At 54.4% G+C, this 24301-nt stretch carries 15 protein-coding genes and 1 pseudogene; 6 read left to right on the forward strand and 10 right to left on the reverse strand.

Going from position 1 to position 24301, the window contains the following annotated elements; all coding sequences use genetic code 11:
• The first annotated feature begins 199 nt into the window (after nt 1-199).
• Nucleotides 200-694 carry a DUF4126 domain-containing protein gene (locus B3729_RS11910; protein ID WP_167517184.1) on the forward strand — a complete coding sequence of 165 codons (495 nt, stop codon included), beginning with the start codon at nt 200-202 and terminating at the stop codon, nt 692-694.
• A 114-nt stretch (nt 695-808) separates the two neighbouring features.
• Here B3729_RS11910 and B3729_RS11915 read toward each other — a convergent pair whose 3' ends face one another.
• Together B3729_RS11915 and B3729_RS11920 are read right to left on the reverse strand one after the other, a co-directional pair.
• A complete protein-coding gene (locus tag B3729_RS11915) occupies nt 809-2518 on the reverse strand; it encodes an amidase (RefSeq protein WP_150346292.1) in 1710 nt (569 codons plus the stop codon).
• A gap of 365 nt (nt 2519-2883) precedes the next feature.
• Nucleotides 2884-3735, reverse strand: coding sequence for a LysR substrate-binding domain-containing protein (locus B3729_RS11920; protein WP_150346293.1), 852 nt, complete (start codon nt 3733-3735; stop codon nt 2884-2886).
• Nucleotides 3736-3890: 155 nt separating this feature from the next.
• On the opposite strand from B3729_RS11920, the gene B3729_RS11925 reads away from it, so the two are divergent.
• Nucleotides 3891-4742 carry a DMT family transporter gene (locus tag B3729_RS11925; RefSeq protein WP_312126232.1) on the forward strand — a complete coding sequence of 284 codons (852 nt, stop codon included), beginning with the start codon at nt 3891-3893 and terminating at the stop codon, nt 4740-4742.
• A gap of 7 nt (nt 4743-4749) precedes the next feature.
• Here the strand turns inward: B3729_RS11925 and B3729_RS11930 are convergent.
• The 3 genes and pseudogenes from B3729_RS11930 to B3729_RS11940 form a co-directional block, all read right to left on the reverse strand.
• A pseudogene (locus tag B3729_RS11930) lies at nt 4750-5951 on the reverse strand (ATP-binding protein); the annotation flags it as partial.
• On the reverse strand, nt 5839-7206 hold the full coding sequence (locus B3729_RS24640; protein WP_341874959.1) for a PAS domain S-box protein: 1368 nt from the start codon (nt 7204-7206) through the stop codon (nt 5839-5841). The pseudogene B3729_RS11930 and the gene B3729_RS24640, both read right to left, overlap by 113 nt.
• A 365-nt stretch (nt 7207-7571) precedes the next feature.
• Nucleotides 7572-8213 carry an HD domain-containing protein gene (locus tag B3729_RS11940; protein ID WP_150346294.1) on the reverse strand — a complete coding sequence of 214 codons (642 nt, stop codon included), beginning with the start codon at nt 8211-8213 and terminating at the stop codon, nt 7572-7574.
• Between the two features lie 119 nt (nt 8214-8332).
• On the opposite strand from B3729_RS11940, the gene B3729_RS11945 reads away from it, so the two are divergent.
• Entirely contained in the window at nt 8333-9289 is a 957-nt protein-coding gene (locus B3729_RS11945; protein WP_150346295.1) for a GlxA family transcriptional regulator, read from the forward strand.
• Nucleotides 9290-9317: 28 nt separating this feature from the next.
• On the opposite strand, the gene pbpC is transcribed toward B3729_RS11945, so the two are convergent.
• From pbpC to B3729_RS11965, 4 genes are all read right to left on the reverse strand, one after another.
• The gene (gene pbpC / locus B3729_RS11950; protein WP_286788000.1) at nt 9318-11648 is read right to left on the reverse strand and encodes a peptidoglycan glycosyltransferase PbpC; all 2331 of its coding nucleotides are present in this window, start codon (nt 11646-11648) and stop codon (nt 9318-9320) included.
• A 27-nt stretch (nt 11649-11675) separates the two neighbouring features.
• Nucleotides 11676-16625: an alpha-2-macroglobulin family protein gene (locus B3729_RS11955; protein ID WP_286788001.1), complete on the reverse strand. Its 4950-nt coding sequence runs from the start codon at nt 16623-16625 to the stop codon at nt 11676-11678.
• A gap of 297 nt (nt 16626-16922) precedes the next feature.
• Nucleotides 16923-17312, reverse strand: coding sequence for a VOC family protein (locus B3729_RS11960; RefSeq protein ID WP_150346298.1), 390 nt, complete (start codon nt 17310-17312; stop codon nt 16923-16925).
• A complete protein-coding gene (locus B3729_RS11965) occupies nt 17309-18103 on the reverse strand; it encodes a DeoR/GlpR family DNA-binding transcription regulator (RefSeq protein WP_150346299.1) in 795 nt (264 codons plus the stop codon). The genes B3729_RS11960 and B3729_RS11965 overlap by 4 nt, the downstream gene beginning before the upstream one ends.
• 589 nt (nt 18104-18692) lie before the next feature.
• Between B3729_RS11965 and B3729_RS11970 the strand changes: the two genes are divergently transcribed.
• Nucleotides 18693-19901, forward strand: coding sequence for an SGNH/GDSL hydrolase family protein (locus tag B3729_RS11970; RefSeq protein ID WP_286788002.1), 1209 nt, complete (start codon nt 18693-18695; stop codon nt 19899-19901).
• Nucleotides 19902-20468: 567 nt separating this feature from the next.
• Here the strand turns inward: B3729_RS11970 and B3729_RS11975 are convergent.
• The gene (locus tag B3729_RS11975) at nt 20469-20798 is read right to left on the reverse strand and encodes a DHCW motif cupin fold protein (RefSeq protein ID WP_286788003.1); all 330 of its coding nucleotides are present in this window, start codon (nt 20796-20798) and stop codon (nt 20469-20471) included.
• A 285-nt stretch (nt 20799-21083) separates the two neighbouring features.
• On the opposite strand from B3729_RS11975, the gene B3729_RS11980 reads away from it, so the two are divergent.
• Both B3729_RS11980 and B3729_RS11985 read left to right on the forward strand, forming a co-directional pair.
• Nucleotides 21084-22244 (forward strand): hypothetical protein, encoded by a 1161-nt coding sequence (locus B3729_RS11980; protein WP_286788004.1) that lies wholly within the window; start codon nt 21084-21086, stop codon nt 22242-22244.
• Nucleotides 22245-22622: 378 nt separating this feature from the next.
• Complete coding sequence (locus tag B3729_RS11985; RefSeq protein ID WP_286788005.1) at nt 22623-23693, forward strand: hypothetical protein; 1071 nt, start codon at nt 22623-22625, stop codon at nt 23691-23693.
• Nucleotides 23694-24301 lie beyond the last annotated feature (608 nt).

Here is a 24301-nt window from a genome sequence, read left to right on the forward strand (position 1 = left end):
GTTTTGTTAGCGGCTCTAAAGCAAAAAGTAGTCATAGGCATCCAGAAAACGGCTTGTCATATGTTGCCTTTATTGGTATCAAAATGGTAGCTCATGACAAGCCGCTCTATCAGGAAGCGATACAGCTTTAATCTTGCTAGCAGCCTGAACTGCCTCCAGTTACGGCCGGTCGACATGCTTAACGACTGGAGGTATGAGCATGACAAGATCGAACCGTCTTTTATGGGGCGCTTTAGCGCTAGGCGTCGTAACAGGTATGCGTAGCATGCTGGCTCCTGCAATGGTCAGTGAGGCGCTTGCCAGGCGTTCGGCTGCTACCAACGCAGACTCCTTGACCCGTACGCTGGTTAAGTCCAGAGCACGCCATCTCCTGATACCGCTTGCCGCAAGTGAGTTGTTGGGCGACAAACTTCCATTTGCCCCCGATCGGACAATCGCACCGTCAATGATGGTACGGGCGCTGTCAGGAGGTGTGACCGCGGCAGCACTGGCAGGGGCGCAACGACAGCCTGCTTTGGTCCCCGCTTTGATCGGCGCAACCGCTGCCTGCATCTCGGCAAAAATCGCCATTCGCCTGCGCAAGCGTTACGGCAGCTCCGGTGCAGTCATCAACGCAGCCTTGGGGCTCGCCGAAGACAGCTTGGCACTTGCTATTGGTAACGCCGGGTTGAAGCGCGTCTTAGGTAAGGGCTGAGGTTTGCTTTTTAGCAACACAGGGACAAACCTGCAGAAGGCGCAGGCGAGTCCCTGAATGTATCGGCAACTGAGCGGGACTGGTTACAGCTCCTCAGTCTCGCCCAGCTCCTGGTCAGCTCGTTTGCAACGGTGGAGTACGCGGGGGAATCATGCGGCGCGATCCGGTTGATTCGAAAGCCGCTGCAAAACGCAGCAGGGAGGAATCATCGTAGGCACGTCCGGCAAAGGTCAGGCCTACCGGCATACCGATATCGGCCATGATGCCCATGGGCACCGTTACGGTAGGTACGCCCAAGTGACGAATCGCAAGGTTGCCATTGGCGACCCAGACGCCATTGCTCCAGGCGATATCGGCCGACTCGGGATTCACGTCAGCATCGGCGGGCCCTACGTCTGCAACGGTCGGGAAGATGACGGCATCCAATCCCAACTGGGTCATCCAGTCTTCCAGATCGATCCGGCGCGTCTTTTCAAGCCCTTTCAGCCCCTCAGGTAACGTGGCGATCTTGTCCCATGGCGTGATGCCGCGCTCGGCCATGTTCACATACTCGTCCATACCGGCCGCAAGGTCTCCCTCCCGGTTGGGTAGGGTGCCCGGGTCATGGGGAAAGATTTGCGGGCCATCGACGTCCACCAGACGGTTCAGTTTGGGATCCCCATTGGCCTGAAGAAAATCATCGAATGCCCAGGCCGTCAGCTCCCACAGTTCGTCATGAAGAAACTCTTTCGAGACCAGTCCACGGTTGTATACCGTTGGCGCGCCGGGACGGTCGCCTTCGCAATTGGAAACCATCGGGAAGTCAACCTCGACCACTTCGGCACCCGCGGCCTCAAGGGCTTGTCGAGCCTGCTCCCACAGTGCGATGACCGAAGGTCGGGTATGGATTCGTTGCCCAGTCGGACCGCCGATACCCGGGTTTTCACTGGTCCCTGCTTCGGGGTCTGCATTTATGTACATGCGCGGAACACCAAACCGCTTGCCAGCAAGGGCATCAGGTTTTGCGGCAAGCTCCCTATACGTGGCGGGCCGCACCGAAGAGGCGCTCGGGATTGGTACCCAGGGCTGCATCCGCCATAGATCGCCGCGTGTTTCCGGGTCATCCGCCACGATCACATCCAGCACTTCCAGCAGGTCTTCCATGGTTCTGGCAAAGGGCACGACTACATCCATCGTCGGGGTCAGCGGCCAGTTCCCGCGTACCGAGATTACTCCCCGTGAAGGGGTATAGGCGCACAAACCATTATTCGAAGCAGGGCCTCGTCCGCTCGACCATGTTTCTTCTGCAAGGCCGAACGCGGCAAAGCTTGCTGCGGCAGCTGTACCTGCACCGTTGGAGGAGCCAGAGGCGAAAGGCGCGGTCAGGTAATCACCGTTGTATGGACTTTCCGCGCGACCATAAACGCCGCGCTGCATACCACCATTCGCCATAGGGGGCATATTGGTTTTGCCCAGGCAGATCGCACCCGCCGCCCGCAGACGCTCGATCGTGAACGCATCGCGGTACGCCACCAGATCCTTAAAGGCAGGGCTGCCCGAGGCGGCAGTCAGCCCTTTCACCAGATAACTGTCTTTTGCCGTATAGGGGATCCCATCCAATGGACCAAGTGTTTCGCCTCGGGCGCGACGGGCATCGGATGCTTCCGCTTCCTTGAGGGCATCAGGGTTACTGACCACGACAGCATTCAGGGCCGTGGGCGTATCAAGACCATCATAGGCTTCGATCCGGGCAAGGTAGGCATGAACCAGCTCAACTGCTGTGGTACGGCCTGACTCAAGCGCCTCACGTAGCGCGGCAATGGAAACCTCGGTTACTTCAATCATGCTGCCACCACTGGATGCGTAAAGGTGATGTGAGAGTGGTAATCCAGAGGCTTGGTGTTTTTCCTCTGGGTATGAGGCTCAAGAACATCATGTAGGTTGGAGTCAATTCTCATAAGGATCCTGGTCAAATAACAGATACGACAGACGCTGGAACCAGAAGCTTCTGCTCGCACACGTGTTTGGCCGCTCTGCGCACACCGAGTGGCTGATAGGTGACAAGTGTATCAAGTCAACCGACGAGGAGCCTCCTGGTCGATAGGCGCCAGTGCAATGATCTGAAACAAGCACACCGCGTCGCCCGTTTCAAAGGGTAAGAGCCTAATCTCGCGCAGGGCAGTTTTGCAGCGACCCTGTAGCTCTGCCAGCTATAGGCGGAAGTATCGCTGGATAGCATCTATCAGCAGCTCTACGGCTTCATTGCTTTCCCTGGCCGGTGGGCGGACCAGTACCACCTCGTGGTCAGGCATGATGGGTAAGTCCTCGCGTATAACCATTCTTTCGGTTACCCGTGCACGATCCATGAGCGTAACGGCAAGCCCGGCCTCGACACAGGCCCTTATCGCCTGGCTGGAGGCACTGTCCAACACTACCCGCCATGGCCTTCCTGCCGTTGTGAGGGTGCTTATCATGGCTTCGCGGTAAGGGCAATCCGCTGCGTAAAGCGCCAGTGGTACAGGATCGTTCAACGTGGCGGGTAGCACTGCGCTTCCTACCCAGACCGGAGTCGTGGAGGTGAGTACCAGTGCGTCGGAGCCAGCCGCGCGAGGTTGTGTCAGCAATGCCAGATCAAGCTTTCCCTGTTGGAGATGATCGCGTAGCGTAAAACTCGGTGCGGTGGTTACCTCCAGCACTACATTTGGCCAGGAGGCTGTGAAAATGGGCAGGATGTCACCAATGACATGGGCGGCATATTCATCAGGCATACCCAGCTGAACACATCCAATCACGTGCGGACCATGTAACTCGCCCATAACCCTGTCATGGGTTCGGAGCAGCTCGGCGGCAGACATAAGCAGTCGTTGTCCAAGCGCAGTCAGGGATACCGACTGGTTATCACGCTCAAGCAGGCGCCCTCCAGCAATGGTCTCCAGCCGCTGAATATGCACACTGATAGCCGCAGGGCTTTTATGAAGATGCTCGGCCGCCAGTCTGAATTTTCCCATCCGAGCTACGGTATCGAAGGTTCTAAGCAGCTCGATATCAAGGGTTGCATTCATTATTTAATATTTGTAAACCATTAAGTGATAAAGTTTTGATTTATTAGATTAGCTGGTTTTCGTAAGGTCGGGTGATGAATCAGACCACTCGAACGACCCGACCCCTAATCAGCGCGCTCTCAGGCGTTGTATCTCTCAGCAGAGCGCCTTTACTCCTGCTTGAAGCAATGATGGTCATTACGTGGAGTTCGGGCTTTGTGGGTGCCCGTTTTTCAATCGATTACGCACCGGCGCTGCTGGTCGTGTTCTGGCGGTGTGTAGTGGTCACGCTTTTCCTGTTGCCGTTCGTGATCAAAACGCTTCAATGTGTTCACCCCGCCGTGCTCTTGCAGCATGCGGGTATCGGTCTACTGGCCATGGCGGGTTATCTGGTCGGTGTTGTCCAGGGCATTGCGCTGGGTGTTCCGACAGGTCTGGCTGCATTGTTTGCCGATCTACTGCCTATCGGTACGGCACTGCTTAGCGTTACCGTTCTGGGGCAACGGCTTTCGGGCAAGGTATGGCTGGGGCTGGCCATTGGTCTTGGCGGAGTGCTATTGGTTACCTATGACGCCCTGGCGTGGGGAGATGCGCCTTTATGGGCGTATGGGCTGCCCATATTAGGCATGCTGTCCCTCGCGGTGGCTACGTTATGGCAGAAGCATTGCAGGCTTTCTCATCCACTTGGATTGCTGCCAACAATGTGGCTGCAGTGTGCGGTATTTGCAGTGGTATTCGCTGTGCTTGCAGGCTGGCAGGGTAGCCTCTGGCCCATTCCAACGGCAGGTTTTGCATTGAGTGTCTTTTGGACCGCGGCAATTTCCACCCTTGGCGGCTATGGTCTGTATTGGGTGTGCCTGCGGCGCTCATCACCCACACGGGTAGCCAGTGTGCTCTACCTGAGCCCAGCGGTTACGCTGGTATGGGCATGGATGATGTTCGGCGAGCCGCTCTCGTGGCTTATGTTGGTAGGTGCCGCTGTTTCTGCAGGAGGAATCCTGTTGGTCGTCCGAGCGGACAAAACGTAAGGCGTCCTCATGACTCGATCATGGTGCGAATGCGTGTCGCCATTATGTCCATGGCGAAAGGCTTGGTTAACACCGCCATGCCCGGCTCCATTTGCCCTTCGCTCAGCAGGCTTTTTTCGGCGTAGCCGGTAATGAACAGAACCTTGAGGCCAGGGCGCCAAGCCCGTGCTGCATCAGCGACCTGTCGGCCGTTCAGGCCACCTGGCAAGCCTACATCGGTAATTAACAAATCGATGCGCCTATCCGAATGCAATATCTCAAGGCTAGCCGCACCGTCGCCAGCTTCGAGGGCGATGTACCCAAGGTCTTCAAGAATTTCCATGATCAACGTACGAACCGTAGGCTCATCATCCACCACTAGAACGGTCTCGCCCGGCTCTGAGCGGGGAAACTCTGTAGCTTCGGCAAAGCCGGTCAAGGGGGTGATAGCATTGCCATAGTAACGAGGCAGGTAGACACAGACCGTAGTGCCTTCGCCCAGTCGTGAATTGATTCGGACCTGTCCGCCCGATTGCTGGACAAAGCCATAGACCATGGACAATCCCAGGCGGTGCCTTTTCCGATTGGCTTTGTTGTAAAGAATGGCTCGAACGCCCGCTCAATGACCGCGGGAGGCATCCCGGTTCCGCTGTCGGTAACACTGAGCGTGAGATAGTCTCCCGGCGGTAGATCATGCTGTCGCGCCGCGTACTCATCAAGAGAACGGTTGGCCATTTCAACGAGGATACGCCCGCCTTGAGGCATCGCGTCGCGAGCATTGATGCACAGGTTAAGTAGGGAGTTTTCAAGCTGAGGTGCATCGACCAGCGCAGACCACAACTCCTCTGGCGTATTCATTCTTACGGGCGTCGCAGGGCCTACCGTACTTTGAATCAGCTCCTGCATACCCAAAACCAGCTGTCCGATACGGGTCGGCTTGGGATCCAGCGTCTGGCGCCGTGAAAAAGCCAGGAGACGGTGGGTAAGCGACGCCGCACGTTTGAGACCGTTTTGGGCCATGCCCAGATAGCGCTCTAGATCATCCAGTCTTCCCTGCTGTATACGGATCTGCATCATATCCACTGACCCGGAAATGCCAGCCAGCAGGTTATTGAAGTCATGGGCGACACCGCCTGTCAGCTGGCCGACGGCTTCCATCTTTTGTGCATGACGCAAGGCTTCCTGCATCGAAGCCAGCTCGGCTTCTGCCGCCTTTGCTGCCGTGATATCCCGTCCGGTTTGCATAGATCTGCCCGGCAGAGGGCGCCGCAACCCAGGAAAACCAACGGGTGGAGCCGTCCTTATGGCGATAGCGATTCTCCATTTCAGACAGCTCGCCGCGTGCAGCTCGCTCATAGGCTTCCAGCGGCGAAAGAGCGGTATCGGGTATCACGAGTTCACTGACGTTCTGTCCGAGCAGTTCTTCCGGTTCATAACCCAGGATACGTGTCCAGGCGGGGTTGACCTTACGGAAAATGCCCTCGTAATCGATCACCAGCAAAAGGTCGGGCGAAATCTCCCAGAGGTGATTCAGCTCTATGGTTCGCTCGGTTACCTGATGCTCAAGATTCTTTTTCTGTCCTTGCAGGACCTCGTCTGCATGGCGGCGAACGGTAATGTCGCTTACTGCGCCAAACCACTCGGTAATATCACCCGCCGCATCAAGAAACGGTATGGCTCGTGATTGCACCCAGCCTATACTGCCATCAACGCGCTTGACCTGATGCTCCAGGCTAAACAACTTCCTGGAGGTTATCGCTTCGTTGAGGGTTGCCTTCACGCGGGGCTGCTCGTCAACGGGAATATAATCGGTCAACCAGTTCGGATTGGGCGAGGATGTATCCTTCAAAAAGCCACGTCCCTTCAGCTCGTGCATCTCCTGCCAATCCCCACTCATGGAATACAGCCCCTCGGACGATGCACTGACAAAGGCGCTCAGGCGCGCCTCGCTGGATTTTGCAGCCAGCACTTGCCGCTCCAAATCGGCATTGGCCTGAAGCAGCTTGCGCTCGGCCACGATACGGCCCGTCGTTTCCGTCACAACCAGAAAAATACCTGCGACATGACCATCGTCATCCCATAACGGGCTATGGCAGTGCGTGAAGAATGCTTCCTGCTGTACCCCGTTGCGATTGGGTGTGTATCGGGCATCCTCTACAAAATAAGCCTTCCCCGAGAGGACATGATCAAAAATCGGAGTCAGCTGATCCCACATCTCAAACCACCATTCCTTGGCGGGTCTTCCAAGATTTCCAGGGTGCTTGTTACCCAGACTTGGAGCGTAGGCATCGTTGTAAAAGGTAATCAGATCCGGACCCCAGTGCACCATCATGGGAAAGTCGGAGCTGAGTACTATTCTGATGGCTGCCTGAAGCGACAGGGGCCAACCTTCGACAGGGCCTAATGGAGTGTTCTGCCAATCAACGGCCCGTAATCGTTCACCTGCCTGACCGCCTCCCACGAGACAAGACTGCTTACCCATCATACGTTAGCGTTTAGCCCTAGAGGAGAAGGAATTGCAGGGGCAAATGCCCGCCGAGTGATCAAAATGGCTGTTTAGACCTGCTATTTAGCCTGTCTTTTATACATCTCAAAATCAAGCGGCGTAACGTAAAGACTTTGCAGTAGAAGGGATTTCATCGTCCCCAAAAGCGATGTGGTACGGATAAAATCCTTCAAAAGCTGAGCGGAAGAAGCCGTGTGGCATTCCTGCCGACGTGCTCATGCGCCTAGTTGGTGGCCGCGTGAACATGAGGGTTATAGGTATGGATTTCAGAAAAGGCTGTTGAGGACTCAATCGATCAGACCGAGATGAAACCAGCCTGGCTGGTTTCATCTCCAGGCGTCACACTAACTGGCCCATTGAGAGTTTCGAATGACGCTGCAGAAATTCAGGGGAGCGAATTGAGGGTCTTTGTCAGCGATAACATCTGCCTTGACATTGCCGAACGTAGTCTGAGGTTTGTGTTTTATTCCCTCGTAAAAGGCCTGAATAATCTCTTCCTTGAAACGATTGCCTCGAGGATGGGCATTGACGATTGCTTGTCGTTGCTCATCGCTGTATTCCGGGTAGGTTAGCCCTAGCACGTCCATCTCTACGCCTGCCGTGACCAGGGCAATCAGCGGATGCATGTGCTGGGGAATGCCCGGCGTGGTATGCAGTGCAATCGAGGCCCAGACGGTATCGATATCCTGTTGGTTTATCCCGTGGCTTGCCAGAAATGTCCTGGCCGCGTTGGCACCGTCTACCTCAAAGCGCTCGCAGGCGCTGCTGTGCTGATGCGTCAGGCCCATGTCATGGAACATGCAGCCGCAATACAAAAGCTCCGCATCGTATGTTAAGCCGCGCTTTTGCCCGGCCAGCGCCGCGAAGTAATAGACCCGGCTGGAATGGTGAAAGAGGAGGGGAGATGCGGTATCTCGAACAATCTCAGTAATTTCCCGAGTCAATGCAGTATCAGGGATGTTAACGCCATCAATATTAATACTCATGCAAACTCTCCGGCAAAGGGTGGAAAACAAAGTTTCACCCGTTGTCGGCATGTCCTCAATTGCAGTATTGCGTTAAATCCTGCCATTATCCGTCTGAGACAGACGTGTAGAGGATTTCAATGACCAGACTTGTCGCCATCCTGGCACTTCCCGGTGTGCAGCTGCTCGATGTAGCAGGTCCTCTGGACGTTTTCGCACAGGCTAACCTTGATTCAGGTACCCCCTCTTACCTGTGCAGAGTAATTGGGCTTGAGTCAGGTCCCGTCCAAAGTTCGTCAGGTGCACGTCTGTACGCAGACGGCGTTGTCAATGAACAGCCGGAGCGCTATGACACTGTTCTTGTCGCAGGGGCGCCGCACATCTCCAACCTCAAACCAGACCCGATCACTCAGGCGTGGATACGCGGTGCAGCAAAGCGTGCGCGGCGCTTTGGTTCTGTCTGTACAGGTGCATTTGTTTTGGCTCACAGTGGCTTGCTCGATGGGCGTCGTGTCACTACTCATTGGGCTTGCGCACCCGCGCTGGCACAGGCATATCCCAGCGTCCAGGTCGAAGAGGATGCTATGTATATTCGAGACGGTAAATTGAGAACATCAGCAGGGGTGACGGCAGGTCTCGATCTTGCCCTGGCACTGGTAGAAGAAGACTTGGGCCGGAACATTGCAAGACAGGTCGCTTCTCAGCTGGTTATGTATTTCAAGCGACCCGGAGGGCAGCTCCAGTTCAGCCGGCATGGACAGTCCAGTGTTGGCGGTCGGTCTGTTCTGCAGGAAACACAACGGTGGGCCATGGCAAACCTGTCGTCACCGTTGTCAGTCGACGCGTTAGCGGCTCATGCAGGTATGAGTTCCCGACATTTTGCGCGATTGTTTTCAGCTGAAATCGGTGAAACGCCTGCGGTATGGGTAGAGCGTGCGCGCATAAGCGCCGCTCGTTTGCTTTTGGAAGAGCAGGGCGATGTGCCCAAACAAGTCGCTACCAAGGTCGGCTTTGCCAGCACCGATACGTTGCGCCGAGCCTTCATGAAACACGTGGGCATTACTCCAGCCGAATACCGTAAACGCTTTCATGCATGAGGGGCTTAATGCATAAGACATAAAGCCGCTACCGCACTACAGTTACATTCACTTGCTCGGTCTGCCCGGAATCATCCAGTACGCTGATCTCGTAAGCTCCTGGCCTGGGAAACGTGTAACTCAATTGTTCCGATTGCTCTGCCACCGGTTCGCCATTGACGAACCACCAGCGTGAACCTTCACCACCCTGCGCGGTTACGGTGATGGAAACGGGCTCGGATTGTCCGGCAGGCGCTTGTAATCGTGCACCATCACGTAGCCCGGTAATCTGTAACGGACTGGCTGCAGTGCCAAGGGTAGGCGCACAGTTCGAATCGACTGATGGCAGACGGGACATGCGCCGCTCACGCGCGGCCAGCCAAGGTTCGAGGGACGCAGGCCAAGCCAGGAAACGTACCGGACGTGCGCCAGAACATGATGGTGCCACCTGCTTGCCTGCCTCGTTGACCCAATAGGTCTCATCCAGGCCTTGGCCCAAGGGCTGGTCAGGAGCTTGCATTGTGGGAGGCGTCTGTTTGTCCAGCGTGAAAGCCCAACGTCGGACTCGACAGTTTTCATCATCGGCCGGAAGCGGTTGTCCCCCAGGCCAACAGATGGATTCCACCCCGACGCTTGCTGGTCTGGTCTGTATGGGGGAGAGACGTCCTCGCTGAGTATCCCGATTGAGCAATATATCGTTGACCTGAAAGAGCAGCGGGGCGGCTGAAGCAAGGCCAAACTGACCTGCTACCGGTGTGCCGTCAGGGCGACCGATCCAGACGCCAATCACATAACCTGGCGTAATGCCGATCGACCACGCATCCCGAAAACCATAGCTGGTTCCCGTCTTGTAAGCCAGCGCTGGAGGCAGTTGGGCTTCATCCAGGAGGGGATCTGAGCGGTCGGCCAGCATACGCCGAACGATCCAGGCAGCACCGGGCGACATCAACCGTCTTTCCATCACAGGCTCTTCTGGACGAAACCGCAGGCGGGCTACCTTTCCCTCGCGCGCGAAGGCGCTATAACCACTGGCCAGATCTTCCAGTCGTGCGCCGACACCGCCCAGTATCAATGACAGATTGGGCTCAGCGCCTCGAGGATAAAAGAGCGGGACGCCTGCACTACGCAGTTCACCGGAAAACCGCTTGGAGCCATAGGCCTCGAGCAATTGCACCGCAGGGAGATTGAGCGACCGATGTAACGCCTCGCTTGCAGCGACAGGGCCACTGAAGCCTGAAGAGAAGTTCCCGGGCCGGTAATCGCCAAAGCGTCGAGGGACATCTTGCAGCAAGGATTCCGAGTGAATCAGACCTGCGTCCAGTGCCTGGGCATACAGGAAGGGCTTGAGCGTGGAGCCGGGTGATCGTATGGCTGACACCATGTCGACATGGCCAAACCGACGATCATCCGTGATATCGACAGAGCCCAGGTATGCCTTTACCGCCATGCTCCCGGTATCAACCACAATAATTGCAGCTGAAGTACGCTCCGGTAGACGGGCCCGCCAATCAAGGAGCAGCGATTCGAGGCGTCGTTGCAAGGCAATGTCGATGGTCGTGTGGATCGCTGGCGACTCTCCTGGCGTATTCAGCCGACGAGCCAGCAGCGGTGCCTGGTCAGGCGATTGCCGGGGCGCCAGCCACACAGGTTCTTCCATCGCCTCTTTTACCGCTTTGGCAGGCCATACCCCTTCGCTGTCCAGTCGAGCGAGCACTTTGTCTCGCGCCGCCTGTGCTCGTTCGGGAAAGCGATCCGGCCTCAAACGACTTGGCGCTTGTGGCAATACCGCAAGTAGTGCTGCTTCGGCACGTGTAAGGTTGACAGGTGACTTGCCAAGATAGGTCCAGCTGGCGGCGGCGACCCCTTCCAATGTGCCGCCGAAGGGTGCACGGTTGAGGTACAGCGTGAGGATTTCCTGTTTGGACAGGTGGCACTCAAGCTGAGCGGTCCGAAACAGCTGGCGAAGTTTTCCGGCGAAAGTCCGCGAATGTGGTTCCAGCAAGCGGGCAACCTGCATCGATAGCGTACTACCCCCCGAGACGACCCGCCCACTTGAGAGGTTCAGCCAGGCGGCACGTGCGAGCGCAGCCGGATTGATACCGGGGTGCTGATAGAACCAACGGTCTTCATACGCCAGTAACGCGTCGAGGTAGTAGGGCGAAACGGTATCTGGCGTAGCGGGATAGCGCCAGATACCTTGCCCATCAGCGAACCGGTAGAGCGGCTCGCCGTCTTCGGCCAGAATGACATGGGCAAGCCCATCGTCAGGTACAGGTAGCGGCCAAAGCTGGTCAGCCAGCCATAACATTGCAGCAAGCACTGAAAAAAGGCTCAGCGCGAGACGAGACCAGTATTTTGCGGCGTGCAGGCCTTTTTTCATGGCTACACAACTCGGGAGGTCTGCCGCTTAACGCGGCAGAACAACTAGTTGATCAGGGGTAGCACCCAGCGCTTGCCAGGCAGGGCGATACATGGACTCCACCTGGGGTGGCGGCACGAGGTAGCGTCCTGGTGTAACCGCCCGCGCCAGGTATACCAGATGCGTAGTGCCATAGCCGTTGACATCTACGGCGGCAACATAACGATCATCCCGGTACTCCTGATGCTTGAGCGTACCGTTCTGCATCGCCTTTACCCATTCACGAACGTTGCTGCCGGCATCCTCCAGGCTGGCTGCGCTTTGTGCCAAGTTCTGGTTTTCCAGCTCAAGTCCTGCCGGTAGCAGATCGACCACCAGCGCATCGGGTACACGCTGATGAGCCCGTACGGCAAGATGCACAAGCACAAGTTCGCCGCTATGAAGTTGGGACAGATTGACCGGACGGCCATCCATCCCTAGATAGCTGCGCTCGATGCTCAGGTTTTCGCTGGTAGGTGCTGGTGCCTGCATCCCATAACCGGTCACAGTCATTTGTTGGTACACCACCGCATCACCCGTGTTGCGTACCGAAAGCGGTGTATTGAGTTCGGCACCATCGATGTGCTGCGTCACGTCGCGGTTATCGGCCAGTTCGCGCGGGACTCCTGCGAGAGTTAATTCGACCTTCCAGGGCTGGGCCGGTTTACTCATGATCGAACGACCCGCGAGATATAGCCAGTTTCGCTCTTGCGTCGACAACCACCGATGAGTGGACAATTCCTCCGCCAGCGCGAATAGGCGCTGGGTACGTTGGTTTTCCGCCAAGTCATTTTCTTCGAGCAGTGCCAGAATCTGCGCCTCGTCACGCAAGACGCTACCGTAGTCATGGAACCAGGCCTTTGAGGCACGAACCTGTGCAAGTCCGGCCGTCAGCGCTTGCATTGCCCGGTCATTATCACCCATGCGCTGCAGGGCAATGGCAAGATGGACCAAGGGCAGGCCGGACGCTGCAGCCTCACGGCGATCAAACAGGCTACGCAGTGCGCCAAGCGGTGCCTGTTTGCTGCGTGCCAGTACATAAGCCGCATAGGCCTGAACGGCAAAGCGGTCATGTGTGGCGTTTTCGCTATACCCTACATCGATCTGATTAGGATCTTGCAGATAGCGCAGCAACCGTTGTGTTGCCTTGTTCAGAGACTCGGCGGGTACAGCAAAGCCTCGCTCCCGGGCCCGTAGCAGGAAGTCAGTGACATACGCTGTCAGCCAGTACTCTTCTGAGCTCTCCGCGCTCCAGAGACCGAAGCCGCCCGAGTATCGCTGCATTCCCAGCAACCGATCGATTCCCACCTCGATCTTGCGGCGGCGATCGCTCTCCTGCTCACCCCGAATGCCGAGGCGCTTGAGTGACTCGGCGTCCGCATAAAGGGAGGGGTAAAGCCCACTGGTGGTCTGTTCGAGACAGCCGTATGGGTAGGCCTCAAGTGCCTTGATATGCTCGGCCAGATTAAGCGGCGGCTGGCTTGATACTGCCAGCATCGCTTCCCGAGTTTCCGGAGCATAGGCTTCGAGTACCGATGCCGGTAAGCTCCAGGAGGGTGTGCTGGCGTCCAGCGCGACAGAGAATTGGTCACGGCGTGCCGGATAGGCCGGGCGAACACCTAGCGTCCAGTCGCGGGACAGCGATGAGCTACCCTCTGGCATCACCAATCCCGTGATCCGAACGGTAACCTTGCCTGTCCCGTAACCCCCAAGCGCTTTTACCGGTACCTTGAGTGTTACGCGTTGTCCTTCTTTCAGGGCAAGGGGCTTATCAACGGTTTCCTGCAGCGCCAGACGTCCTGAAACCTCGGTTTTGACTACTAGCTGCTGAGCGCGTCCGGAAAGGTTTGTCACGTCCAGAGCCAATGTCGTTTCGTCGCCGCTTGCAAGAAAGCGAGGTGCAGCCAACTCAGCTACCAGAGGTGCCGCAACAGTAACCTTGCTTTCACCCGCCCCGAACCGGTCTTCTGTCCAGACCTGAGCCATGACGCGCAGCTCACCGTTGAAATCTTCAACCGGCAGGCTTACCTCGGCATTACCCTCTGCATCGAAGGTTACTGCCTGACTTTGCTCAGAAAGAATTTTTACCTTGGTAGGGGGCCGCTTGCCCCCGGCCGACAGGTCAGCGTCACCACCAAAAGCCAGGGCTGCCAGGCGGCCACGGCCTGCCTCGATCAGCTGGCCATACACATCGAACTGATCGGCCGTGTAGGCCTTACGGCCAAAGAAGGCCGAGAAGGGGTCCGGTGTGGTATATCGAGTGATGCTCAAAACACCGGTATCGACAGCCGACACCAGAACGTGCGCCTGTTGAGGAATCGACCCATCGGCGTTGCGTGCCTGCAGGCGGACCTTTAGCGGCTGGCCTGGCTCCATGCGTGCAGGGGTGTTTACCGTCAGGTTCAGGCGACGGGCCTCACGGTCCAGCGGAAGATGCAGTAAGCCTACCGCACGCTTGGGGGTAACGCCTGTCTTGGCTTCACCTGGGCGTATAACCAGCGCCGTGACATACAGATCATGACGAGACCAGTCCTTGGCGACGGGCACATCAAACGTCTTGCCGCCTTCCGGCACTTCGATAGGCTGCCACCAGAGCGGACCCTCGGCGGACTCCACGAGCAGATAACCATTGCCTGCTGTAGGAGGCGTGACAGTGATGCGAGCCTGATCGCCCGCGGGGTAGGCTGGACGGTCGAGCGAAAGCTTGACCTGGTCAGGCCGTACGCTTCCGTTGTCGGTGTTGTCCTGCCACCGATAGCCTGCCCAGAACCGAACACTGCTTATCAGGCCGGTCTCGGAGTCTTCCACTTCAACCCGGTAAGGACCCCATTCCACAGGAAAACTGACCTTCGCTGAACCGTTTGCCGCAATATCGATCGTCTCTTCAGACATGGTGATGGCTTTTTCGTTGTAACGACTACTCCAGCCTTCATCATCAGAAAAACCCCAGTAATAGTCCCTTCGTTCACGGACCAAACGGACCCGTAGCTGGCTGGCCTGTAGTTTCTTACCCTGCGCGTTGGCCATAACGATCTCAAAGCCCGCCTGGCTATCTGCATCGACCTCGCCGTCATTGAATAGAGGGCGAATTCCGGGAAGGTGTTGAGCGGGCCAGACCGGTTGGACAAGACGACGTGTCACCGGTCTGCCGCCTGACTCCTGCAGGCTGGACTGCAAAATCAACTGCAGGGGCGAGCGCGCTTCGCTCCAACGGGTATCCTGGGAAAGAAGTCCGCGTCCTTTGGTATCCAGCGTCAGGTCATCCAGGTCAAGGTCCTGGCTGAGGTCGGCCTCGGTAATGGAGCCGAATTGATAACCCGGCAGGGTTGCCGCGGCTTCGCGAAGTGGTCTGACATACAGCTGGCTGGAGAGGGTATTGCCATTCGCGGGTGCTCCGTACAGGTAGCGGCCGGTCACGTTGACTTCAAATGGTTCATCGGGAGCCAGCGGCGCGTCTTCACCCTTGAGCTCAAGCGCCATGCGCTCTGGAAGGAAATCTTCGACGGAAAACTCATACAGTTGAGGCGTAGCCCCGTCTACCTGCATGACCAGTTGCCAGCGGCCGGTGGGCGCTTCTTCGCCCAGTTGCAGTTCATATTGGTAAAGACCATTTGCATCAGGCTTCCAGACGAAGCGACGGCTCGTCTGGTTATCCGGCCGACGAACCTCGACCGGGACCGGGTGTGGTGGCAGCGCATGTCCGTCTCCGTCGCGCAATAGGGCATTCAGCAACACGGTCTCACCGGGTCGATACAGGTCACGAGGGCCAAATACAAAGAACTGCTGCGGTTGTTGTCTTGGGCCATCGATCTTGTATTCAGCCAGATCCAATGCGGGGTTATCCAGTCGCAGTAGGCTGGTTTGCCCATCATGCTGAGCCAGCAGCACGCGTGCGTTACCGTTGACGGTAAGCTGCGCATGCCCTTGGGCATCGGTCTGGGTTTCAGCCAGAACTGCACTGTCTTTATCCAGTACCCGAATGGCAATCTTGCCCAGTGGCTGTCCGCCATTTAGAGCTTGAGTAAAGACATCGATCCGATCCCGATAGCGATGGGCCGACAAGCCGATATCGCTCAACGTCAGCAGCGTAGTCGACTGTTGATAGTCGTATTTGCCGGCCTGTTGCATCACGGCCAAATAAACGCCGCTTTCTTTGAGGGGCTCTATCCCAGTCAGGGGCAGCAGTACGGTTTCCCGGGTATTCAACTTGGGTGACAGGTTGAATCGGCCGGTATAAACCAGCTCTGCCATTGGCAGTATTTCGCTCGACTCCCAATACCCCATTGTGGCTCGATTACCCCACCTAGCAAGGAAGGCTGGCAGCGCATCGGGCTTGATGCGAAAAAAGTCGACATTGATTTTATCGACGTTCAGGGCAATGACCGGAAGCCCCTCGGCCAGTCGTGTTGGCAGGAGTGAGCCACGACTGGCGAAGCCAACGCTTGGGGTAATGTTTCGCGTGTTGAGTGAGGTGGTGTAAGGGGCATTCAGCGCGTTGCCATTGATGGCTTTTAGGCCCGCATCAATGGTCAGAGTAAGCTCACGCTTGGGCTGCAAATGGCGCAGCCGAAGCTCCATCTGGTTATCCGACAGTTCCCAGGCGCCATCAACCGGGCCGGCGGTCTTCTCTGCCAGATGAAGGTACTGATGAAATGCCTGTTCGCGTTGCAAGGGGACTGAAAACGTAGCCGACAATGTGCTGGCACCGTCCAGCTGAATCTCAGAGGCGTCAACCACAGTCAATGCTCGGCCAGCGTATCGCTCGGCTGTCTGGGCAATGTCCTGAGTTTTTGATACCGGTGCCGATTCGGCTGTTTTAGCATCAATAGTCGCAGATGCAGGCGATCCGGATGATTCAGGCGCGGTCTTGGATGTAGATCCCGTTGGCGCATCCTGAGAGGCGTCGCAGGCGGCAAGCAGGCACAGAATCGCGCTGAGTAATATCCCTTTGAGGCGCATGTTAGTTCCATTAACAGGTCGGGGCGCGGATCATACTCCGACTGACCCTGGCAGGAATATGGTTTGCGCGCCAAGGCTTAACTATTTTTATTTTTGCTTTTCAAAGGATGGTTGTTAGTTGATACGTGCCACTGTGTAAAGCATCGAGGCTACCGGTGTGAGATATCTGAGGTGCTTAGGTTCTTGAGAGGGCCTCTGAAAATCGGCCTCGCTGTCTGAAGAAACGAGGCCGAATGCGTAAGCCACAAGCTAGCGGTATTGTTGATATTCAGCAGCGCGGCCAAGAAGATCAAACGATCAGGCCGTTATTTCGATTAGATTGCCATCGGGATCCCGGATTACCGCTTCGAAGAAGCCATCGCCCGTCCAGCGTGGCGCGGATACTAGCGCCTGTTCGCCGTCCATATGCTCAGCAAGTTTCCTGACGGCGTCTTCCGATCCCAGCGATATGGCGATATGGGCCCAGCCTGTTACAGGTGTGTCTGAAGAGATGGTGGCTTGGTTCAGTCTCGGATGCGTCATCAGTTCGATAGTCGGTCCGTCCTCTAGAGTGACGAAGCGAGAAATGAAGCCTTTGTTGGTCTGGCTGTGGTAAGGCTGACCGATGCGGGCGCTAAACGTCTGATGCCAGAAATCGGCGGCCCGCTCAAGATCAAGTGTCCATAGGGCAACGTGTGCAATCTTCATAGCGCCTCCTGAATGTGTACGGTCTGTACCGAGCAGCCTGATTTTCGAAATGCCTTCAGGCGCGGCTCGACCTGGTTGTTTGTTTCAATCACCAAATGATCGATCGCCTCGCTGGGGATCACCTGATAGGGCGCCAGGGTGTCGAATTTATCGGCAGACAGGGTAATAACCGTGGCGTTGGCCGCGTTCACCAGGGCGCGCTTGAGCTCCGCTTCCTCGAAGTTGAATGCCGTCACGCCCGTTTCAAAGCTGAGCGCGCAGGCCCCCATGAAATAAATGTCTGCGTGAATAGCCTGGATTTCCCTTAGTGCTTTTGCCCCCAGACTGCCACCAGCTTTTGAGTCGAGGCGGCCCCCAATCAGGATCGTCTCTACCCCAGGCTTGCTCAGTAGTGCTTCGCCAATAGCGGGCGCGTTGGTGATGACTGTGAGGTTGGCCTGTGAAGGAAGGGCCAATGCAATTGCCCGGTTGGTTGAGCCTGCATCCAGAAAAATCGTCTGGCCTGGACCGACCAATGCTGCCGCTGCTTCGGCCAGCACCGAGAGGATAGGTGTGCTGTTTTGAATACGTTTATTTAACGGGCCGGGGTCAGGGGCAACAGACAAAGCGCCCCCATATACTCGACGGCATAGTCCTCTCTGAGCCAGTTCGCGAAGATCTCTGCGAATCGAGTCTTCAGAAACGCTCATTTCTTTTGCCAGATCCGCTGCGATGACCCGCCCTTGAGAATCCAGGCGCTGGAGAATCACGGACTGACGTTCATGAGGAAGAATATCTTTAAGAATAGGCATGATCGTGTACTCAGTTGATCTATCAATCATGCATAAAGATGCATAAACATGCAATAAATAATTATTAAGTCAGAATTTATGCACGATTTAGCGTGTTTTGCTGGCGTGAGTGGACCTGTTTGAGCAATGCCTTAAATCAGGTGTCGCTCCACTAAGGTATTCCTTAAAGCAGTATCCTATTTGTCCTACTGCATAAGTCCTTGTCTCAGCACTAAGTTAAAGGAGAACACAAAGGTATAAATGTATATTGATGTTAGAATGTTGCTAAAAAAGGTAATATAGCAGTATCTGCCTGATTGCTTTATGCGCATGTTTGTTTTCTGCCACCGCCAAGATTACCCCTGTACCTCAGCGGATTAATTATTTATGCCGCATGAGCTGCCTGCTTCAGGTAAACCGACGCTAATTTATTGAAATAGCACTACTTTATTGAACAAGCGCAGCCGCGTTTTTGGACAGGAGCGGGTTTAGCGTCTAGCGTTGGTCGGGTTTATAGAAAAGCAGGAAACGAAACGTGGTTGAATTCCATACTAAAAATAACGCTAATATTTTTGCAGCCGCTCACAGGAAATCCCTAAAACGGTGGTCAATGTCCACCCTGGCGGCAGCGCTTTTGATGGCGGGTAATTATTCGCTGGCGGCTCAGCCGCAAAGTCCTCATTGGGTTGGAAGCTGGGCCGCGGCTCCGCAAGCCAACGGTGCTTCTGCCGGCTCGAAAGAGACTGTTGTCAGGGTGAACAATCAGACGATACGCCAGATCGTTCATACCTCTATTGGAGGCTATAAGTTTCGAGTTCGCTTATCCAATGCCTTGGGGAAAACTCCGCTGGTGATTGGCGAGGCCCGGGTTGCATTGAGTGCTGGTAAGAACACCATCAACCCCGATACAGATCGGCCCTTGACGTTTGGAGGAATATCCTCGACGACAATCCCGCCTGGAGCGGTGATGTACAGCGATCCTGTAGACATGCGGTTCTCTTCACAAGCCGATCTGGCTATCAGCCTTTATCTACCAGAGCAGACCGAAACTAAAACCGTACATACGTTGGGCAAGCAGACCAACTATATTTCTACCTCCGGCAACCATACGAAAGCGCGCGCGTTACAAACAAAGTCGACCAGCACTTCATGGTACTTCCTAACGGGTGTGGATATTCTGACCCATAAGGACACCACAGCTGTTGTCGCATTTGGCGACTCGATTACAGATGGTCTCAATGCCGCGGTAGATACAAACAACCGTTGGACTGACTATCTGGCTCGCCGCCTGCTGAACCGGTCCGATATCAATACCAAGGGTGTTCTTAATCTCGGCATTAGCGGCAACCGCATCCTGCACGAGCAGGTGGGGCCAAGCGCACTATCACGCTTCGATCGAGATGTCATCGCGCAGCCTGGCGTTACGCATCTGATATTACTCGAAGGCATCAACGACATTGGCTATTCGGATTTGCCCGGTTCTCGGGAAAAGGTAAGCGCCAAGCAGCTCATTGCAGGTTACAAGCAGCTGATTGCCCGTGCGAAAACCCATGGTCTAAAGGTAATTGGTGCCACGCTTCTACCGTATGAAGGGGGCAGCTATTACACCCGGCAGGGCGAGGCCAAGCGTCAGGAAGTAAACAAGTGGATTCGTGAAAGCGGGGCCTATGATGCGGTTATCGATTTTGACAAAACCATGCGTGACCCAAAAAGACCGACCCGATTGAACCCCTTGTTCGACTCGGGCGACCATATTCACCCCAACGAGACTGGCTTCCTTGCAATGGCTAATGCCGTCAACCTGGATTGGCTTAAGTAATAGGGTGTATAGCAAGAGGCCTTTCACAAAGGCTTCTTGCTTGCAGGCAGCTATGGAGACCTGTCATTTCCAGACCATTACTTGAGGGGATATTAAATGCGTCATCCGTTCTGTCGATAGCTTACAGCTTCAGTTATGTCTTTATCGCTATCAATACTTAAAGTGCCTTTTAATGGTCACTTCTTATTGTTCTGGTACTGGTTATACAGATTGGTATTCACATCTTAATTATTGAGTACTAGATGCTCTGGCAGTTTTTGCTATCTGTACGAAAAGCATGATGTAAAAGGCTGCGATGCACCATCTCAATTAGTCGTGAAGGACAGCAGGTGCAATTTTTGAGAGCGATTGACGGCTAGATTATTAGCGCTAGCTCCAAGGCAGGAATAGGTAATTGCTTAGCATATCAAGTGTAGTGGTTAGGTGTTGCAAATAAGCGATGTAGTCGTTAAGTCAGTCTGCCATTTATTGCTACACCTGAACGATAGCCAGCAGCTGTTATTGTTCGGGTACACCCTAATGATAAATAGCTATCGTCCTGGCTTCGTTACATCTTATGAGCATTCATCAGTCGACCACGAAGAGCTTTGCTCCGCTAGCCGTGTAAGAGCGGTGTGCCTCAGCATTATCTGCGACCTGATAGCTCATGCCTGGCTTAAGAGTGAATTGACGACCATCGTCAAGCTCAGTCTGTAGTTCACCTTCAAGACAAAACAGTATGTGACCTTTCGAGCACCAATGGTCTGCTAGGTAGCCAGCACTATACTCAACCATTCGTACTCGGATGGAACCATAGGTTTGGGTACGCCAGTAAGCCGAGCCGGTTTCGCCAGGATGGGTTGTCGGCTCAACCGTAGACCAGTCAGTTGTTCCAAAAGGTATGTTGGCAATTTGCATGAGTTTTGTCTCAGCTGGGCCCAGGAAGAGGATGACGTTACATCACCTAAGGCGAGTAATCGTAATCTAGCTAGTCCAATCAACCAATAACGGATGCTAGCCAGTTAAAGATCTGTAGTCGCTGGGGTATGCCTCAGCGACTACACGTAATGACCATGCACTACCGCCCGTTAGTCGAATGGGTATTCATCCATTTGCTGACCTTATAAGGCTGGTCTATAGATTTCTAGCTTCGTCTTTCGACTTAGCGAATCGAAATCTTTGGTCTCACAAGGAAAGTACCTCATGTTTATGCTAAAGCCTCTGGCACTAGCTGTCCTTTTCGCTATCTCGGGTACCACACTGGCTGCTAGCCACACCGCAACCCAGACACAGAATGGAAATAATAATGAAGTCACGCTCGAACAGAGCGGGGAAGGCAATACGGCAACACAGACCCAGACGGGTGATGCGCATCGGTCTGCCGTTGTGCAGAGCGGGAACAATAATTCCGTAGAAACTCTTCAGGAGGGCTATGGCAGTGAGGTCAATGTTAATCAAAGCGGTAATGGGAATTTTGCCTCTATCTATCAGCATCCCGATTATATCGAGCCGCAAGCAGGCCACACTGCATCAGTAGCTCAATTAGGGGACAGCAATGCTGTAAAGCTTGAGCAGCAAGGGAGTTTTTACACTAATAACGCTACGCTATATCAGGAAGGAAACAACAATACCTATGATATTCATCAGGGAAGCGTATATGGCGGCAATATTCTGACTGCTACTACAACGGGTAATAATAATCAGTTGACGGTTTCTCAGACCGACTACGTAACCGCGCAGGTAGAGCAGACGGGCGACGGCAACCAGATAACTCTGGGGCAGAGCTTTGGGGGAGCGGGTGGAGCAGATTCCACTATCAGTCAAAATGGCAACAATAACTTGGCTGATGTAAATAATGGTGGAGGCCGTTACGGGCAGAACAGTGTCGCCCTTTATCAAGAGGGCGATGCTAACTCGGCTTCAGTTAGCCAGGGAGGTCTTAACTCCGCAAACCTCAGTCAGCAAGGCAACGGCAATAATGCAGTTGTTTCGCAAGGGATAGGTGGCCAGCTTTATGGGCGTTCCGTCGGTAATAACAACGCTGTCGATATAGATCACCGTGGCGAAGGCTCAACCGTTGCATATGCTCAGGAAGGTGACAGCAACCTGCTCTCTATCGATCAGGCTGACAGTAATAATTATGCCGATGTTAACCAGTTTGGCAGCGCTAACGAGATTACTCTGTTACAAAGCGACCATTTTACATTTGACCCAGCAGGTCATTCCGCCACGGTCAGACAAAACGGTGAGGATAACAGAGTTAGCATCAGTCAAACTCAGGAATACAACCCAGGCGGCCAGGGAAATACGACTGTTGTTACGCAAGCGGGTATGGGCAACATAGTCTCTATTACTCAACGGTAACGCATCTAAGCTGATGCCACATAAGTGGCATCAGTTTTACAGCATGTATGAGCCGCCACTATCGGCTCAGCCATAGATCTTTATCAGTTCCTCTATTTTCTAAGAGCCTACCTTGAATCGTTGGCAATGATTTTTTATAGGGTCATTAGGGTATACCCAGCGACTATACTTAGAACTTAGATTCTGCCGTTATAGTCTTTGGCCGCGATGGAAGTGAAGGAGCCCTTGAGTCAAGGCTGTATAGGTCATTATGTATGAGCAACGCATAAGGGATTACCAGCGCACCACGACTTGGCGCTTTTTTAATAAGTGGTCTATAGCTTTCTAGCTTTGTCTCGTACTTAGCTGACTCCCTATGGCCTCACAAGGAAAGTTGTCATGTTCAAGCTCAAACCTCTCGCTTTTATCGTTCTGGTTTCACTAGGTAGTACTGCAGTCGCAGCTAATAACAGTGCTACGCAACTACAGGATGGGAACAACAACGAGGTAACACTCGATCAGCGTGGTGAGAACAATAAAGCTACTCAGAATCAGACGGGCGACAATAACCGATCAGCTGTCCTTCAGGACGGTAACGCAAACGTTGCCGAGACCATTCAGCAAGGGTTTAACAATTCCATAGACCTCAGCCAGACCGGTAGCGGTAATACGGCCTCTGTCTATCAACAGGGTGGGGAGTACGACGATCAAAGCGCTACTGTTACGCAGCTCGGCGAAGCGAATACATTAACGTTGAGCCAGGACAGTTATCATCACGCCACGCTATATCAGGAAGGTAATAACAACATCTATAACATTGAGCAACGCGATGCTCTTACAGGCGGTAACCTGGAAGCGCGTACGGTTGGTAACAATAACCAGCTGACTGTTCAGCAGGGCTCAGCAGTAGATGCCCAGCTCTTTCAAACTGGCGACGACAATGTACTTGTTGTTAACCAGGGCGGCGGTTACATGCCAGGGTCGGTCTATGTCTCTCAGGACGGCGATCAAAATGCTGCCACTGTTAACCAGGGAGGCACTAGCCGAGATGCGGCTGGATTTACATCACTGTCGCAAGAAGGCAATGCCAACACAGCGACCATCTATCATGGTAGTGGATCAAGCAGTACAAGCTTTGCCCAGCAGGGCAACAATAACGAGCTGAGTATTTACCAAGGGGCTCGTGCTGTTAGGGCTAGTGGTCATTCTATTGGAGATGACAACGTAGTAGATATAGCTCAGTCTGGTGATGCCTCAAGTGCGGGTATTGTTCAGGAGGGTGGCGGCAATTTAGGGCGGATACACCAAGAAGAGCTGGCCTGGAACAGCCAAGCTAGTATTGCCCAAATCGGTTTTTCCAATGAAGCTGCAGTTTCCCAGCGTTGGTCTATTGCTTCTTTTAGAGCAGATAACGTAGCTACTGTAATGCAAAACGGCACAGGTAATACTGCTTCCGTTATTCAGCAGTAACACGATAAGCTGATGCCACTCATGTGGCATCAGCTTTGTAACTTGTACACACCGGCTATAAGAACAAGTCAAACATAGTTTGTTTGTTAGACGTCTGTTTCCTCAATGCTTGATACTAACGTCCTATGTATAATGGTTTTTTCCGGTGTAGGCATTAAGGTATACCCTATGGGAACGCCGACCTATTTACAGCTAAAGGATCGATCTACTTAAGTAGTAGAAACGGCTAAGCTATCTTTACCGTTACGCTGGTAAATAAACTGTTCTTAAGTCTATTGCTCTTCTCTAATAACTAGGACTTAATCGTTCACAAAGATAGCAATGGACGACTCCATCGGCTTCAACCCAAATGGCTCCTACAGGGGCAGATGCAGCGGAATCAGGTTTGTTAAGACCCATGAGAGCCGATTCTTTAAAGGCAAGGAGCGAGATTTCAATACAGGCGAGATCCTGGATGCCAAGCTCTTTATCAACGGAACGTTTGCAGGTGGCGATAGACCTGGTGCTCCTCCCGTCATCAAGAGGTGCCGATGTCATGTCTTCCTTAGTCCTGTCTGCTTCTTCGTGCGGCTATCGGCATGAATGAACTGACCGCTGATTTCCCTATC

This window comes from Pseudomonas sp. UBA3149, assembly GCF_002364655.1.
Classification (GTDB): Bacteria; Pseudomonadota; Gammaproteobacteria; order Pseudomonadales; family Pseudomonadaceae; genus Chryseomonas; species Chryseomonas luteola.